Below are 14,736 nucleotides of genomic sequence, written 5' to 3' on the forward strand. Positions count from 1 at the left end.
ATATCCAATTTTTATCGTATCTAAAGTTTCTTATGCTTTACCAAGCACCTGCTCATACACTTTTAAAGTTTTCTCCGCACAAGCATCCCAAGTGAACATGTTTGCACGTGCCAAGCCCTTTTGTACAAAATGACGCGCGAGCGCCTGATTGGTCGCTAAAGCTTGCATGGCCTCTGCAATTGAATGCACATTCGTTGGATCTAGCGTCCAAGCTGCATCTCCCGCTACTTCAGGCAAAGAAGATGTATTAGATGTAATCACAGGCGTTTGACTGGCAAAGCCTTCTAAAACAGGTAACCCGAAACCCTCTAACAATGAAGGAAATACCATTGCGGTCGCGCGCTGCATCAGTACACGCTTTTCAAAATCGTTGATATTTTGTAACCATCGGACAGGGCCATTTGGTTGAGCTGTGTTGAGTTTGTTTACAAGCTCTTCACAACCCCATCCCTTACGACCCACAATCAGCAAAGGACACTGCGCTCGCAAAGCGGCCGGGAGCATTTCATGCGCGTGCACAATGCGCTCTATGTTCTTGCGGGGCTGAAGCGTACCAATAAAAATAAAAAATTGATCAGGCAGCGCATACTGACTCAATACTTGATCAGCCGCATTTCCAGACAATCTATCAAAATACCGCTCATCTACACCCAAGGGAGTCACCGTGATTCGGGACTCAGGGATCCTAAAGTGTTTGGCGACTTCTTGTCTTGAAAACTCAGAGATCGTGATGATGTGATCCGCCCATTGCGCAGAGGTACGCCAAAGCCAATTCTTTAAAGTACGTAAGTTTTGGTTGACCCACCGTGGGTGAGATATGGGTATGGCATCCATGAACGTCGCAACGACTGGGACACCTTTGAGTTTTGGCGTACAGTGATCTGTCGCATGAAATATATCAATTCTTTTGGCCAGCAAACTGCTCCCTCTAAATGGGAAACCAGTCAATGCAGACAAAGCCGTTGAAACGCCGTAACGATCTAAACGAATGGCGGGATGATGATCAAAGGATTCTGGTCCCTGCTTGCCAAAAACGATCGGAGTAAGATGAGTATTTTTATTTTCAAGCTGACGAAAAATCTCTTGCGTGTAATAACCAATCCCATCAAGTTGATGATTTTCAAGACCACGTCCCCAGATTGTGGCGCCCATCCCAACTTTTATTGTTGACATTCAAGCATCCAAGCCAAAGTTTCCTCTAACGTATAAACGGGCAAAGGACCCGTGCACTGCAGGAGCTTGTCTGTGCTTCCGCACAAGCGATGAACTTCGTTGTCTCGAACGAAGGCGGGATTAACATCTACGTGGAGACTATAGTGAGTCAATGTTGTGAGCGTATTCAGTACATGCTCAAGCGTGAAAGGTTTTCCCGAACAAACGTTATATACCTCACCTGACTCACCCTTGTTGAGTAAACTCAAATACGTATCACACACCATCCGTACATCATTAAACTCTCGCTCAACATTTAAATTCCCGAGCTCTATTGATTTAGCACGTCTTGCGAAATGGCTGATTAACTTGGGTATTAAAAAATGAGGTGCCTGTCCAGGTCCCGTGTAATTGAATGGACGCGTGATCACAATTGGCAAACGATCCATGTAAGTGCGTGCCATCTGTTCCATCGCAAGCTTACTGGTTGCGTAGTGATTCATGGGGGCGGGCTCTTGTCGCTCACTGATTGGTGAGGCCTCACAATTGCCGTACACATTCGCACTGCTGGCGAGCAATACCTTTTTCAAAGGGTATCGAAGCTCAACCAGCGCTGAAAGTAAATTGGTCGTTCCCACTACGTTCACGGCATAAAACGCTGCATCCTCTGCATGACCAACAAAACTGATTCCAGCCAGATGAACGACCGCATCGGGTTCAATGCCAGCCACCAGCGTTGCCACAGCGGCTTTGTCCGTCAAATCCGCATCCAATGCAATGATTTCATGCCCAGCAGCGATCGCGGCCTTTTGAAAAAAAAGGCCGGTAAAACCAGCCGATCCCGTTAATAAGATTTTCATTAAAATGAAAAACCAGCTTGATTACGACACAAATCAGCCTCAACCATCATCTGGCAAAGTTGCTCCAGTGTCGTTTGAGGCTCCCAGCCCAACTTAGCTTTAGCATGCGCCGGATCACCAATCAGCAACTCAACTTCAGCCGGGCGATAAAATTTTGGATTTATTCGCATCACGATCTTACCTGAGGCCACATCAATCGCAGTTTCTGCCTCAGCATTGCCTTTGAAGTCTACCGTTATACCCGCAGCCTTGAAAGCCATCCGCACAAAGTCTCGCACGGTTACAGTTCGGTTCGTCGCCAAAACATAGGTGTCCGGCGTATCGGCCTGGAGCATTCTCCACATACCTTCGACATACTCTTTTGCGAAACCCCAGTCCCGCTGAGCGTCAAGGTTACCGAGCTCAAGGCAGTCGAGCTGACCAAGCTTAATCTTAGCAACGCTGTCGGTAATCTTGCGCGTGACAAACTCACGACCACGAAGAGGGCTTTCATGGTTAAACAAAATACCACTACAACCAAAAATATCGTAACTTTCGCGATAGTTAATTGTCATCCAGTGCGCAAAAAGCTTTGCCACGCCGTATGGACTGCGAGGATAAAAAGGCGTGTCTTCTTTTTGCGGAACAGCCTGAACCTTGCCAAACATCTCTGAAGTGCTTGCTTGATAAAAACGAATTTTAGGATTAACTAAACGAATGGCTTCCAACAAATTGAGCGCACCAATACCCGTAATTTGAGCTGTAGTGCTGGGTTGCTCGAAAGAGACTCCCACAAAGCTTTGGGCTGCTAAGTTGTAAATTTCGACAGGCTTTACCTTTTGCACGAGAGCAATACTCGCACCTAAATCCGTCAGATCGTACTCAACCAAATGAAGATTTGGATGGTGTTGTATTCCTAGCTCATCCAGGCGCCAAAAATTAACAGAGCTTGTTCTGCGATAGGCTCCATAAACCCGGCAGCCCTTTTCAAGAAGCAATTGCGCCAAATAGGCACCGTCTTGACCGGTGATACCCGTAATAATGATATTTTTCACTGTTCGATATCTCTATATTGTTGGAAAGACATGATGATTTTATGGGGTGATTGATCAGTGGTGCTTTCCGTCCATAAATGAGTGACAGCTGAAAACTTTGTGCACTAAGTGATAACCCGTATACTTCAAGGCGTATTTTACCAATATCAAAGTCCCAATGCCCGACGCTGGTCACAAAATCGCTTTAGTTGCTGCATCACCTCCTGCCTCACAAAAGGAGTTGCTATTAGCAATGTCCGGTATCGCTGCCTCAGCGATTGTCGTAGCCTTTGACGCCACCATCGTCAGCACCTCCTTACCCCAAGTCGTATCCGCTCTCGGCGGCATGGATCTCTATGCTTGGGCCGGCACGGGCTACTTTCTAGCCTCCGCAATTACCATCCTGATTTTCGGTCGCCTAGGTGATCTTTATGGCCGCAAGCCCTTAATGATCATTTCAATGGTGTTAGTGGTGCTCGGATCTGTATTGGGTGGACTCTCTCAGACTATGGAGCAACTGATTGCTTTTCGCGTGCTTCAAGGACTAGGAGGGGGGATGATGATAGCCAGCACGTTTGCCGCTCCAGCAGACCTTTTCCCGGATCCGCGTCGTCGGGTGCGTTGGATGTTAATGATTTCTTTGACCTTTGCAACAGCCAGTGGCTTTGGTCCCGTCTTGGGCGGGATCATTACTCAATCATTAGGGTGGCGGGCGGCGTTTTTTGTGACGCCTATCGCCGCTTTGATAGGGATTGTGACGACTTGGCGATATTTTCCTTGGATTAAACCGGTACGGGATACCAAGTTGCGCCTTGATTGGGTGGGATCATTGTTGTTGACGCTGGCTGTAGGCGCTCCTCTTGCGGGAGTCGAATTGCTGACGGGGCTGGGTGAATCGACCTATCGGCTCTGGGGCATTGGTTTGATTGTGTTGGGAGTTGGGGCAGCTGCTCTGCTCGCACCTGTCGAAAGACGCGCGCAAACACCTATATTTCCCCTCAGAGTACTCAGGACCACAGAGTCACAATTAATTAATCTGGCAGGGTTACTGTCAGGTGCGGTGATGTTTATTTTGATTTTTTACATCCCACTACTGTTACAAGATGTCTTTGGCTATAGCCCCTCGCATGCGGGTTTATTAATGACGCCTTTAGTCGCAGGGACTTCCGTGGGTAGTATCATCAATGGGCACTTATTTCCTCGGCAAAACGAACCAGGTCGGTTGATGGTGTTTGGCAGTGGATTGCTCGCCCTAGGCTGTGTATTGACCTTGACGTTTTCTGCCTACAGCCCTGGATGGTGGATTTTGTTGACGATGTCTTTGTGTGGCGTTGGGTTGGGGTTTTTGTTACCCAATTTCACTTTGTTTATGCAAATGTTGGCTGAGCAACGAGATGTCGGTGTCGCCTCGGCACTGATTCAGACAACACGGGCATTGGGGAGTGCGTTTGGCACGGCAATTGTTGGGATTGCGGTGGCACGGATTTCGATCACTGTGGGGGTCAAGGCCGGGTTGGTTTGTTGTGTTGTGATGTCGCTGGTGATTGGTTGGGTATGCTCGCGCATTCACATGCGAAATTTTAATAAATAGTGTCTATAACGATGGCTATTAGGAGCTTGAGTGAATATTCTAGTGATTGGTGCAGGCTATGTGGGTCTGGTCACGGCAACATGCTTGGCGAGTGCGAGCAACAAGGTTGTTTGTGTCGATAATGATCCGCGCAAGATCAAGATGCTGCTTGAGGGCGAGGTCCCTATTTACGAGCCGGGTTTAAAAGAGCGCTTAAACGATGCTGTGGCGCAGAGCTATTTATCCTTTGCAGACGGGATTCGCAGTGGCTTGGACAGTCTCAGTGCGGGCGGCGTTTCAACTGAGCCTGTTTTAATTTTTATTGCCGTCGGTACACCTCAGGGCGAGGATGGTTCTGCCGATCTACGTTATGTCTTGGCTGCCGCCTCTGAAATCGGGCGTGAGATTAGCGCAGCAGCCATCGTCATCAACAAGTCCACCGTCCCTGTGGGTACGGGCGACTTGGTTAAGGGGGAGATTGCTTGGCAACTATTTCAGCGCAAACTATTTATAGAATTTGATGTCGCGAGTAATCCTGAGTTTCTCAAGGAAGGCGCGGCACTCGATGACTTTTTTAATCCAGACCGTGTGGTGATTGGCACCTCGAATGACAAAACGCGCGATCAGCTATTGGCACTCTATCGCCCCTTTGTGCGTGAAGACAGCCAACTGCTGTCTGTGGGGATCAAGGAAGCCGAGCTGATTAAGTATGCCTCAAACGGCATGCTCGCTGCACGGATATCGTTTATGAACGAGATGGCAACGTTGTGTGATCGTTTTGAGATTGATATCGAGGCGGTCAAGCGTGGCGTAGGCTCAGACTCTCGCATTGGTCCTGCGTTTTTAAACGCTGGAGCGGGTTATGGTGGCTCTTGCTTTCCCAAGGATGTGCAAGCACTGATCCGGATTGCGCAAAGCGTTGGGGTGGAGCCTCTGCTGCTACAGGGCATCGAGGCGCGTAATAAAAAGCAAAAACAATATTTGTTTGAAATGCTCATGACCCGAATGGGCAAAAGCATTGTGGGTCGCCAGATCGCGGTTTGGGGCTTGGCGTTTAAACCCGGCACGGACGATATGCGTGAGGCCTCCTCGGTGAATTTGATTCGTGCGTTATGTGCGGCAGGTGCGCAAGTCATAGCGCAAGATCCAGTTGCAGGAGAGGTCGCTGAGCAAATTTTTGCTGATTTGCTGCGGAGTGGTGATCTAGTCATTGTGAACGAAGCGCTTGAGGCTGCTCGGGGTGCGGATGCGCTAGTCGTGGTCACAGAGTGGCCGGAGTATCGAGCGATCACTCCAGAACAGCTAAAATCAGTGATGGTCGGGAGTTTAGTACTGGACGGGCGCAACATGCTTGATGGTCAGGCGTTTAAGCAACATGGTTTTAGTTATGCTGGAATTGGACGACGCTAGAGAATGAAAACAATATTAGTCACAGGTGGTGCGGGCTTTTTAGGTAGTCATCTGTGTGATCGCTTGTTAGCCCAAGGACACCATGTCATTTGTCTGGATAGTTTTCTGACAGCTGGGCGTGACAATCTGCGTCATCTCAAAGACGAGAGAAACTTTTCTCTGATTGAGCAGGATGTGATTCATCCGGTTGAGATTGAACACGTCGATGAGATTTATAACCTCGCCTGCCCTGCCTCTCCTGTGCATTATCAGCACGATCCGATTCATACGATGCAAACGAGTGTGATCGGTGCGATGAATGTCTTGGAATTGGCTCGCAAGACTGGTGCACGGATTTTTCAAGCCTCAACCTCTGAGGTGTATGGCGATCCGTTGATTCATCCTCAGACCGAGGCGTATCTCGGCAACGTCAATCCCATCGGACCACGCGCCTGCTATGACGAGGGCAAGCGTGCCGCTGAAACCCTGTTTTTTGATTATCACCGCCGCTATGGCGTGGAGATCAAAGTTGTCAGGATCTTTAACACCTATGGTCCGCGGATGGCGGCCAATGATGGTCGTGTAGTGAGTAACTTTATCGTGCAAGCGCTGCGTGGTGAGGATCTGACGATCTATGGTGATGGCTCGCAAACGCGTAGCTTTTGCTACGTGGATGACTTGGTGGAGGGGTTTATACGATTGATGGGGTCTGAGGCTGGAGTGCTTGGGCCGGTCAATCTGGGTAATCCTGGTGAATTCACGATGCTGGAGCTGGCAACGCAAGTCTTGAGACTGACTGGGTCGAAAAGCAAGTTGAGCTTTCAGGCGTTGCCACAGGATGATCCTAAGCAGCGGCGCCCGGACATCACACGTGCGCGTGAGACGCTTGGGTGGGCACCGACTGTGGAGCTGGAGGCTGGTTTAAAGCGAACGATTGCGTATTTTCGAGAAAATTGACTTACTTCACTTCATTTGCTCACATTGCATCATCAACAGTCTTACTCACATGAATAATCGGTTCTCTGCACGCCATTGCGCAACGGCGAAGTCAGATCGCTGCTATACGTATCCCCAATCAGGCGATTTTTAGGCAACAAGGTTTGTCTCAACCATGTCGTCGTCATGGCAACAAACTGCCCCCATTCGGTCAGCTTGACACAACCCTTTTCAATCACGATCGTCCCTGACTGCTGTTGCTCGGTCAGGCGGATATCGACGAGGCGGTGTTCTTTCATGTACTCCTCTTTGAAAACCGTATCAAAGGCCGCAAGCTTGATACCACCCCCGCGTTGTTGGAGTTTTTCCAGAATGTACATGGACAGCGAGCGATCAATGACCGTCGGCACGGAAATGGCAAAACCATAGCCTAGGAGCAGACAGATCACAAAGGTCTGTAGCTTTTCAAAGCCGGTAAAGCTTTTGAAGCACTTGACCGTCAACGCCACGATGAGGGTCAACACTGCGGCCAGCACACCATCGGCAATCGCGCTGTAAAACACCACATCAACTTTGAAAAACCAGCTGTGTATAACGTAAATCGCCGATAGGGAGATCGCGAAGACCAGCATGAGGACTAAGAATTTTAGGTATTTCATGAGGCGTGCTTCACTTTGTATAACTAATCCGATCAATATAGTGACGATACTGCTGCGGTGACTCAGGCGACCCACGGGCCACGCCGCTCAGCATCAATGCGACAAGGGTCAACGCACCAGTTTGCAGAAAAACAATCATTAAAATCCCGAGCGTGACAGAAAACCATCCTGGTGTTGCAAAGCCAATGATTTTCAATATCGTTGCGATGAGTCCTGCCATGATCGAAAGTGCAGTCACCACCGAACACACAATCCCCACGCGCACCAACACATCCTCAGCAAAGATCATCACAGCTCTGAATCCGTGCAATGCCAGTCCGGTGAAATTCATCTTGCTCTTACCAGCGTAACGTCGGCCGCGATCAATCGGCTCGGCTTGAGTACGTAGTTTAGATAACAACACACAACCCGCGAGATGGGTCCAGAGCTCTTGCATCGAAGTGAGGCGTCGAACGGCTGCGGGCTTAAGCGCTACAAAATTACCAAAGTTGATCGTGCGACCAGTCAGCAGCCGAAAGAGAAACTTGTAAATCATATAAAACAATTTGAAATGTACGCTCTCCATCCGGCTCTTGCGCTGCGCGACGACGGCATCGATGTCCTCGGACTCGAGTGGCGCGATCAGCTGCGGAATCGTGGTCGGCATATCCTCGCCATCCGAATCCATCACAACGGTGCGCGGGGTATTGGGGAAGTTTTCTGCGACGTAATGCAGGCCGATTGCAATCGCGCGCTGATGTCCGACGTTGCGGCGCAGGTGAATAACCGCCCCCGGCAAACCGATCTCATCGAGGTGTTCGACATTGACAGGGTGCCTCAGTGATCCATCATCGACCGCGACCACAAACACTGCGGTGCCGTATTGCGCGTACAGCTCGCGAAACAGCTGACCAGAGGCCTCTCGATCCTCGTACACAGGCATGACGATGACGAGGTCATAGTTTGTTGTGGTTGGAACTAACGAGGGGGTTTGACGGATGGTGTTGGACATGAGGGTGTGGGGTGCTCGTTTAAGTGAGGTGCTTGTTTATTTACTCTATTAATCATTCCATCGCTCTAGTTTATAGTGTCTTAGTCGTATTAACCCCCTAAAGCCTCACCCTCCTATGCGTCGAATAGATGTCTACGACCTGCTGTTACTTGCCGCGATCTGGGGAGGCTCTTTTCTGTTTATCCGCCTATCGGTAGGCGATTTTGGACCGATTGCCCTTTCTGGGATGCGTACGCTCATTGCGGGCGCGGCTTTGCTGCCGGTGCTGCTCTGGCGCAACAAAATCGCCATGCTCCGCGACTATTGGCGCTCAATCATCTTTGTGGGGCTTTTTAACTCGGCCTTACCGTTTATCTTTTTTAACTTCGCCACGATGACCTTGCCTGCGGGCACGATGTCGATTATCAACGCTCTCACGCCTCTCTGGGGTGCGGTGATCGCCTGGGTCTGGATCAAGGACACACTGCCCCCGCTACGTATGCTTGGGCTCATGGTGGGCTTTTCCGGCATCCTGGTGCTGGTCTGGGACAAACTTTCTTTTCACGACACAGCTTCGATCTATGCGGTGATTGCCGGGGTCGCAGCACCGATCTTTTATGGAATTGCGGCGAGTTACACCAAAAAATACTTGATGAATACCGATCCAATCGCAACAGCGGCAAGCTCGCTAATCGCCGCTGGGATCGTGCTGCTGCCCTTCACGCTCTACACGTGGCCCACGACGCCCATCTCCATCACAGCCTGGGCGGCGTTAGTCGGTCTTGGCTTAGTCTGTACCGCGATTGCTTATATTCTGTATTACCGACTCTTGGTCCGGGTAGGGCCACCTCGCGCCATGACCGTGGCGTTTTTAATCCCAGTGTTTGGCGTGCTGTGGGGCTGGCTGTTTTTAGACGAGAGCATTACGTTGAGAATTGTGCTGGGTGGCGGGGTTATTTTGCTAGGGACGGCACTCGCGACGGGGTTTGTGGGTGGGCGAAAGAAAGCCTAAGTACTGTAGGTGTCAATAGGCTAGCAACATCTAGTTGCAAATCTTGTACTGTGGTGTTTACGTACGTAACTGTCCGAAGGTATTGAATCTGTGGTGCTATTGGCGCAGACTGAAGGGAGTCATTGTTTGTCCAACAATTTATGCCGCCCCTACACATGCCAATCATCAACACTCTTAAATATTCAGCTCAACTCGAAGAGGCAGGGATACCTAGCAAGCAAGCTGAGCTCCAAGCAATGGCATTAAGTGATGCGCTTGATCACTCAAGCGCTTGCTATGTGACTCAAACAGATCTTGCCAATGCGACTACAAAGTTAGAAAAAGCCATCCTTGAATCAACCATGGAGCTTAAATCTGACTATCGAATTTTTAAATGGTGTTTCAGCATTATGTTGCCGGCAATCATCACACTACTACTGCCTGTCCTGTATAGCGCTTATCAGCAGTTGCTAGGTCAATAGCCCATCATGCCGCGTGTGCACCCTCATCTGCGCTGGAAGACTGGCAACGATATTTCTCTTTTAGAAAACGGCGTTCAGCTTTTCCCTGCGCTCTGCGCAGCCTTTGACGCCGCAACGACCAACATCCATGTCGAAATGTATATTTTTCGTCTTGATCTTGCAGGAAAGCAGCTTATCCATCATTTGTCACTAGCCGCTCAACGCGGTCTCAAAGTCAGAGTGCTGATTGATGGTTATGGCAGTGCTGCCGAGGACGAGGCTATTGCGCGGATGCTTCACGATGCGGGTGCACACTGCAGAGTCTATCGACCTGAACCGAAACGTTTCACGCTGAAATCTTTTGACTTCATGCGCCTACGCAGATTGCACCGCAAGATTGTGGTGGTCGATGCTACGGTGGGTTTTGTGGGCGGCATCAATATTGAGGATGACTACTCGACCGCCGATCCCGATGTGCGCACGACGGACCCTCGCTTCGACTATGCGGTGCGTGTGGTGGGTCCGATCGTGTCAGATCTGGTCGAGGCTTTGGATCTGTTGTGGTTGCGCACGCGTCATTGGCGACAGACTCCTCTGAGAAATTTACGTTCTAGGCTCAGATACTTTAAACGCCACAGAGCATCCTCTCACATAGTTTCTACCTCTTCATCTCTCTCTTCATCTGTGTTTCCTTCTGCAACATCTCCTCCGGTTTTCTCTCCGACAACCGCCAACATGCGCGCGGCATTTATCCTGCGCGACAACTTACGCTATCGACGTACGATCGAAAAAGCCTATCTGTTTTATATCGCGTCGGCTAAAACTGAAATCTTCATCGCTAATGCCTATTTTCTACCTGGCGGACAACTACGCGGCGCGCTGATCGACGCGGCAAAGCGTGGCGTCAAGGTTCGCCTCCTCTTGCAAGGCAAAATCGAATACCAAATGCAGTATCACGCGACACGTTGGATCTACGACTTGTTCTTGCGTGAAGGCATTGAGATCTATGAGTACCTGCCGAGCTTTTTACACGCCAAGGTCGCTGTGATCGATGACATGTCGATTGTGGGCTCGTCCAATCTGGATCCTTTTAGTCTGCTGCTCGCGCGCGAGGCGAATGTGCTGGTTGATGATGCGGGCTTTACGGCTCAACTGCGCCAGTCCCTTGAAAACGCCGTGACGCGCGGCAGCCGTATTGTCGAACTCACCCTCTATGGTCATCGTCCCTTTCTTGGGCGCATTGCAGATGGGCTTTGTTATTTGCTGCTACGTATTGGCGTGACGCTATATGGCAAAAGTGATCAGTACTAGCTAAGTCGTCAGACGATCACATCTCATTATTTACACAGTAGTTCACTATTTTTTACGCCAAGGGTAGTCCAATGGACTATAATTAATTCATGTTGTTTGAGTGGGATGCATCTAAAAATGATGCTTGTTTTGTAACGCGTGGCTTTGACTTCGAGTTTGCTGGTCAAGTTCTTTTTGATCCAAAGCGATTGATGTCCCTAGACAATCGTCGAAGCTACGGTGAAGACAGATACCAAGTCATTGGAATGATCGACGGAAAGTTGTACGTTGTAGTGTTCACTCCTCGACGTGCATCACAAAGGATCATTTCAGCCCGAAAAGCGAATCAACGAGAGATTAAACGCTATGAAAACAGTAAAAATTAAAATTTCACCTCCTACCTCTAATTCAGGCAGGGTGGGCCGAATAGACATCGCTCGCGTTAACGCTACAACAGAGGCAGAAATTCAAGCTCACATAGCGGAAGACGAAAAAGAAGCCATGCTTGACGCAGCTAAATTTGCACGTCGCGTGCGCAAACGTCTAGGTCTCAGTCAAACCGAATTTTCCGCGCGAATCGAAGTTTCGGTTGAGACTATCAGAAACTGGGAACAGGGACGTCGTTACCCAACTGGCGCCGCGAAGACATTACTTAAAATTTTATATCGTGTTCCCGAAGCTTCACTTTCTGCATTGCACTGACCCGATACACTCAAGGCAACTCTAACTCAGCCAAAATAGGCGAATGATCCGAAAGCTGTGACCAAGGACGACCTCTGAGCACGCGCGCACTTCTGACCGCAAAGCCGCGCTGATAAATGCGATCCAGCCTCAGCATTGGAAACGCAGAAGGGAATGTCCTGGGAGGCGGCAACATACTTTGCTGACCTGGCATCATCAGTTGATTACGACGCTCGAGTTGTCGTCCCATCACTCCTGCTCTGAGTTCGTCGACACTTTCTCCGCGCCACACGCCCTTCAAATGATGCATGGACTCTTTGAGCCTAGGTGCGACCCCTTGCGTGCGCGGTGAGTTCGCAAACACCTCGTACACACCAAGCTGCTCGACAAAGAGCGGCGCAAGCGTGTCTTTCCAGTCGTTAAAGTCGCCGGCGATGAGGATCGGCGCGCCCTCAGGCACCATGCGGTTGATGCGCTCGGCCATCACTTCTATTTGCCGCTTGCGACCCCCCGCAAACAATCCAAGGTGCACGACAAAGCAATGCACCTCCCGACCTTGCACCTCAATCACGCCATGCAGCAGGCCGCGTTGCTCGAGGCGATGATCCGAAATGTCCTGGTTTTCGTAGGTAAGGATGGGATGGCGCGAGAGCAGCGCGTTACCATGATCTGATTTGCTACGGATGGCATTACAGCCATACGCGCATTCCATATGCAAAGCGGCCGCCAGCGACTCGTGCTGAGCATGCAGGCGCAAATGTTTATCATTGCGCCCCTGCACTTCTTGCAAAAACATCACGTCGGGTCGCAGTCCATGCAGGCCGAGTCGCAGCTCCCCCATCGAGTCGCGTCCCGCGAGGGAGCGACCTTTGTGGATGTTGTAGCTTACGACACGAAGCAGGGACATTTAACCCTGTTTGACTTCAGGCTGACGCAAACGGATGTGTAATTCGCGCAATTGCTTTTCATCCACAGGCGAGGGCGCTTGTGTGAGCAAGCACTGTGCACGCTGCGTCTTGGGAAAGGCAATCACATCACGGATCGACTCGGCACCGGTCATCATGGTGACAATACGATCTAGACCGAAGGCGATACCACCGTGCGGAGGCGCGCCATACTGCAACGCGTCGAGCAAGAAACCAAACTTAAGCTGCGCTTCTTCAGCGTCGATTTTGAGAGCACGGAACACCTTGCTCTGGACTTCTTCGCGGTGAATACGCACGGAGCCACCGCCGATCTCCCAGCCGTTGAGCACCATGTCGTAGGCTTTGGCGATTGCCTTGGACGGGTCAGTGGTGAGGAGATCTTCGTGACCGTCTTTTGGACTGGTAAAGGGATGGTGAGCGGCGACGTAGCGATCAGCTTCTTCGTCGTATTCAAACATTGGAAAGTCCACGACCCACAGTGGCTTCCAGACGCTTTCAAACAACCCGTTGGCTTTGCCAAACTCGCTGTGGCCAATTTTGACGCGCAAGGCGCCAATAGCATCGTTGACGACTTTGGCACGATCCGCGCCAAAGAAAATCAAATCACCATTTTGTGCGCCTGTGCGTTTGACCATCTCGGCCAAGGCTACATCGTGGATATTTTTGACAATCGGAGACTGCAAACCATCGCGGCCTGCGGTGATGTCGTTGACCTTGATCCAGGCCAAACCTTTTGCACCGTAGATGGCGACAAACTTAGTGTAGTTGTCAATTTCACTACGCGAAATTGCACCGCCACCAGGGATACGCAAAGCAACCACTCGGCTGCCTTCGGTGGTCGCGGCTAGTGCAAACACTTTAAAGTCCACGTCCTGCATCACGTCCGTCAGGTCGGTGAACTCAAGCTTGACGCGCAGGTCGGGCTTGTCCGAACCATAGAGACGCATGGCTTCGCTGTAGGCCATGATCGGGAAAGTCGCATCGAGCTCGACATTTTGTACAGCTTTAAAGACATGACGAATCATTTCTTCAAAAATCGCACGGATCTCGGTCTCATTCAAAAACGATGTTTCGCAATCGATCTGCGTAAATTCAGGCTGACGATCAGCACGCAGATCTTCGTCGCGGAAACACTTTGTAATCTGGTAGTAACGATCAAAACCGGACACCATCAACATCTGTTTAAAGAGCTGGGGCGACTGGGGCAAGGCAAAGAACTCGCCCGCGTTAACGCGCGAGGGCACGAGATAGTCACGTGCACCTTCGGGTGTGCTCTTGGTGAGCATCGGTGTTTCGATATCGATAAAACCCAGTTGATCGAGGAACTTGCGCACCTCGATCGAGACGCGATAGCGCAGCATCATGTTGCGTTGCATCTGACCGCGACGCAAATCCAACACACGATGCGTCAAACGCGTCGTCTCGGAGAGATTTTCATCGTCGAGCTGGAAAGGTGGCGTCACCGACGGATTGAGGATCTCGACTTCGCGGCACAGAATCTCGACTTCGCCAGAGGCAAGGTCAGAATTGGTTGTGCCTGCGGGACGCTCGCGCACCAAGCCGGTGATACGAATACAAAACTCGTTACGCAGGCGCTCGGCCGTGGCAAAGCCCTCGGCATTGTCAGGATCAAACACGATCTGGGCCAGACCCGCGCGGTCGCGCAGATCGATAAAAATCACGCCACCGTGATCGCGGCGACGATGCACCCAACCAAATAGGGTGACGGTTTGACCAAGGTGGTCACGACAAACCTGACCGGTGTAGCAGGTACGCATGCAAACTCCAAAAGATCGTACAAATAGATCTGACAAAAATTAATCGGTAAATTCGTTAAA

Annotated in this window: 15 protein-coding genes; 8 read left to right on the forward strand and 7 right to left on the reverse strand. The window is 50.5% G+C overall.

Annotation, left to right across the window (positions count from 1 at the left end; all coding sequences use genetic code 11):
* Positions 1-30: 30 nt before the first annotated feature.
* From AC8GE9_RS11465 to gmd, 3 genes are read right to left on the reverse strand one after another with little or no spacing between them, the layout of a single operon-like run.
* On the reverse strand, positions 31-1,173 hold the full coding sequence (locus tag AC8GE9_RS11465) for a glycosyltransferase family 4 protein (RefSeq protein WP_506677302.1): 1,143 nt from the start codon (positions 1,171-1,173) through the stop codon (positions 31-33).
* The gene (locus AC8GE9_RS11470) at positions 1,161-2,012 is read right to left on the reverse strand and encodes an NAD-dependent epimerase/dehydratase family protein (RefSeq protein WP_506677303.1); all 852 of its coding nucleotides are present in this window, start codon (positions 2,010-2,012) and stop codon (positions 1,161-1,163) included. Before AC8GE9_RS11470 ends, AC8GE9_RS11465 begins: the two co-directional genes overlap by 13 nt.
* Positions 2,012-3,046 (reverse strand): GDP-mannose 4,6-dehydratase, encoded by a 1,035-nt coding sequence (gene gmd, locus AC8GE9_RS11475; RefSeq protein ID WP_506677304.1) that lies wholly within the window; start codon positions 3,044-3,046, stop codon positions 2,012-2,014. Before gmd ends, AC8GE9_RS11470 begins: the two co-directional genes overlap by 1 nt.
* 232 nt (positions 3,047-3,278) lie before the next feature.
* On the opposite strand from gmd, the gene AC8GE9_RS11480 reads away from it, so the two are divergent.
* Genes AC8GE9_RS11480 through AC8GE9_RS11490 form a run of 3 tightly spaced genes read left to right on the forward strand, consistent with a single transcriptional unit; the run spans position 3,279 to position 6,941 of the window.
* A complete protein-coding gene (locus AC8GE9_RS11480) occupies positions 3,279-4,616 on the forward strand; it encodes an MFS transporter (RefSeq protein WP_506677305.1) in 1,338 nt (445 codons plus the stop codon).
* Positions 4,617-4,646: 30 nt separating this feature from the next.
* Positions 4,647-6,005 (forward strand): UDP-glucose dehydrogenase family protein, encoded by a 1,359-nt coding sequence (locus AC8GE9_RS11485; RefSeq protein WP_506677306.1) that lies wholly within the window; start codon positions 4,647-4,649, stop codon positions 6,003-6,005.
* 3 nt (positions 6,006-6,008) lie between these two features.
* Entirely contained in the window at positions 6,009-6,941 is a 933-nt protein-coding gene (locus AC8GE9_RS11490) for a UDP-glucuronic acid decarboxylase family protein (protein WP_506677307.1), read from the forward strand.
* Positions 6,942-6,982: 41 nt separating this feature from the next.
* Here AC8GE9_RS11490 and AC8GE9_RS11495 read toward each other — a convergent pair whose 3' ends face one another.
* On the reverse strand, positions 6,983-7,579 hold the full coding sequence (locus AC8GE9_RS11495; RefSeq protein WP_506677308.1) for a hypothetical protein: 597 nt from the start codon (positions 7,577-7,579) through the stop codon (positions 6,983-6,985).
* Between the two features lie 10 nt (positions 7,580-7,589).
* A complete protein-coding gene (locus AC8GE9_RS11500) occupies positions 7,590-8,570 on the reverse strand; it encodes a glycosyltransferase (RefSeq protein WP_506677309.1) in 981 nt (326 codons plus the stop codon).
* A gap of 115 nt (positions 8,571-8,685) precedes the next feature.
* Between AC8GE9_RS11500 and AC8GE9_RS11505 the strand changes: the two genes are divergently transcribed.
* The 5 genes from AC8GE9_RS11505 to AC8GE9_RS11525 all read left to right on the forward strand — a co-directional run bounded on the left by AC8GE9_RS11505 (position 8,686) and on the right by AC8GE9_RS11525 (position 11,993).
* The gene (locus AC8GE9_RS11505; RefSeq protein WP_506677310.1) at positions 8,686-9,561 is read left to right on the forward strand and encodes a DMT family transporter; all 876 of its coding nucleotides are present in this window, start codon (positions 8,686-8,688) and stop codon (positions 9,559-9,561) included.
* 155 nt (positions 9,562-9,716) lie between these two features.
* Positions 9,717-10,022: a hypothetical protein gene (locus tag AC8GE9_RS11510; RefSeq protein ID WP_506677311.1), complete on the forward strand. Its 306-nt coding sequence runs from the start codon at positions 9,717-9,719 to the stop codon at positions 10,020-10,022.
* A gap of 6 nt (positions 10,023-10,028) precedes the next feature.
* On the forward strand, positions 10,029-11,312 hold the full coding sequence (gene clsB / locus AC8GE9_RS11515; protein WP_506677312.1) for a cardiolipin synthase ClsB: 1,284 nt from the start codon (positions 10,029-10,031) through the stop codon (positions 11,310-11,312).
* Positions 11,313-11,401: 89 nt separating this feature from the next.
* Positions 11,402-11,677 (forward strand): BrnT family toxin, encoded by a 276-nt coding sequence (locus AC8GE9_RS11520; protein WP_506677313.1) that lies wholly within the window; start codon positions 11,402-11,404, stop codon positions 11,675-11,677.
* The gene (locus AC8GE9_RS11525) at positions 11,658-11,993 is read left to right on the forward strand and encodes a helix-turn-helix domain-containing protein (protein WP_506677314.1); all 336 of its coding nucleotides are present in this window, start codon (positions 11,658-11,660) and stop codon (positions 11,991-11,993) included. The genes AC8GE9_RS11520 and AC8GE9_RS11525 overlap by 20 nt, the downstream gene beginning before the upstream one ends.
* Before the next feature lie 10 nt (positions 11,994-12,003).
* Here the strand turns inward: AC8GE9_RS11525 and AC8GE9_RS11530 are convergent, their stop codons facing one another.
* Both AC8GE9_RS11530 and aspS read right to left on the reverse strand, forming a co-directional pair.
* A complete protein-coding gene (locus AC8GE9_RS11530) occupies positions 12,004-12,879 on the reverse strand; it encodes an endonuclease/exonuclease/phosphatase family protein (RefSeq protein ID WP_506677315.1) in 876 nt (291 codons plus the stop codon).
* The gene (aspS, locus tag AC8GE9_RS11535; protein WP_506677316.1) at positions 12,880-14,676 is read right to left on the reverse strand and encodes an aspartate--tRNA ligase; all 1,797 of its coding nucleotides are present in this window, start codon (positions 14,674-14,676) and stop codon (positions 12,880-12,882) included.
* Between the last annotated feature and the right edge of the window lie 60 nt (positions 14,677-14,736).

The sequence above is a fragment of the Zwartia lucis genome, assembly GCF_965234455.1.
Taxonomy (GTDB): Bacteria; Pseudomonadota; Gammaproteobacteria; order Burkholderiales; family Burkholderiaceae_B; genus Zwartia; species Zwartia lucis.

What these genes read in the sequence shown, in the direction of transcription:
- AC8GE9_RS11465 (WP_506677302.1), bottom strand. Translation starts at nt 1,173, where the DNA reads ATGTCAACAATAAAAGTTGGGATGGGCGCCACAATCTGGGGACGTGGT.
- AC8GE9_RS11470 (WP_506677303.1), bottom strand. Translation starts at nt 2,012, where the DNA reads ATGAAAATCTTATTAACGGGATCGGCTGGTTTTACCGGCCTTTTTTTT.
- AC8GE9_RS11480 (WP_506677305.1), top strand. Translation starts at nt 3,279, where the DNA reads ATGTCCGGTATCGCTGCCTCAGCGATTGTCGTAGCCTTTGACGCCACC.
- AC8GE9_RS11490 (WP_506677307.1), top strand. Translation starts at nt 6,009, where the DNA reads ATGAAAACAATATTAGTCACAGGTGGTGCGGGCTTTTTAGGTAGTCAT.
- AC8GE9_RS11495 (WP_506677308.1), bottom strand. Translation starts at nt 7,579, where the DNA reads ATGAAATACCTAAAATTCTTAGTCCTCATGCTGGTCTTCGCGATCTCC.
- AC8GE9_RS11500 (WP_506677309.1), bottom strand. Translation starts at nt 8,570, where the DNA reads ATGTCCAACACCATCCGTCAAACCCCCTCGTTAGTTCCAACCACAACA.
- AC8GE9_RS11505 (WP_506677310.1), top strand. Translation starts at nt 8,686, where the DNA reads ATGCGTCGAATAGATGTCTACGACCTGCTGTTACTTGCCGCGATCTGG.
- AC8GE9_RS11510 (WP_506677311.1), top strand. Translation starts at nt 9,717, where the DNA reads ATGCCAATCATCAACACTCTTAAATATTCAGCTCAACTCGAAGAGGCA.
- clsB (WP_506677312.1), top strand. Translation starts at nt 10,029, where the DNA reads ATGCCGCGTGTGCACCCTCATCTGCGCTGGAAGACTGGCAACGATATT.
- AC8GE9_RS11520 (WP_506677313.1), top strand. Translation starts at nt 11,402, where the DNA reads ATGTTGTTTGAGTGGGATGCATCTAAAAATGATGCTTGTTTTGTAACG.
- AC8GE9_RS11525 (WP_506677314.1), top strand. Translation starts at nt 11,658, where the DNA reads ATGAAAACAGTAAAAATTAAAATTTCACCTCCTACCTCTAATTCAGGC.
- AC8GE9_RS11530 (WP_506677315.1), bottom strand. Translation starts at nt 12,879, where the DNA reads ATGTCCCTGCTTCGTGTCGTAAGCTACAACATCCACAAAGGTCGCTCC.
- aspS (WP_506677316.1), bottom strand. Translation starts at nt 14,676, where the DNA reads ATGCGTACCTGCTACACCGGTCAGGTTTGTCGTGACCACCTTGGTCAA.